The organism is Mediterraneibacter sp. NSJ-151 (genome assembly GCF_022487435.1).
Lineage (GTDB): Bacteria > Bacillota > Clostridia > Lachnospirales > Lachnospiraceae > Schaedlerella > Schaedlerella hominis.
Window position 1 is genome coordinate 1 of sequence record NZ_JAKVPP010000037.1, and the last position, 514, is coordinate 514.

The window sequence follows — 514 nt, forward strand, 5'->3', positions numbered from 1 at the left end:
GACAGGTGGTGCATGGTTGTCGTCAGCTCGTGTCGTGAGATGTTGGGTTAAGTCCCGCAACGAGCGCAACCCCTATCTTCAGTAGCCAGCGGTTTGGCCGGGCACTCTGGAGAGACTGCCAGGGATAACCTGGAGGAAGGTGGGGATGACGTCAAATCATCATGCCCCTTATGAGCAGGGCTACACACGTGCTACAATGGCGTAAACAAAGGGAGGCGAACTCGCGAGGGTAAGCAAATCCCAAAAATAACGTCTCAGTTCGGATTGTAGTCTGCAACTCGACTACATGAAGCTGGAATCGCTAGTAATCGCGAATCAGAATGTCGCGGTGAATACGTTCCCGGGTCTTGTACACACCGCCCGTCACACCATGGGAGTCAGTAACGCCCGAAGTCAGTGACCCAACCGTAAGGAGGGAGCTGCCGAAGGTGGGACCGATAACTGGGGTGAAGTCGTAACAAGGTAGCCGTATCGGAAGGTGCGGCTGGATCACCTCCTTTCTAAGGAAGAAAAA

1 rRNA gene is annotated in these 514 nt (G+C 53.9%); it reads left to right on the forward strand.

The features are described 5' to 3' along the window. A 16S ribosomal RNA gene (locus LQE94_RS16170) occupies positions 1–500 on the forward strand; the annotation flags it as partial. Positions 501–514: the final 14 nt, after the last annotated feature.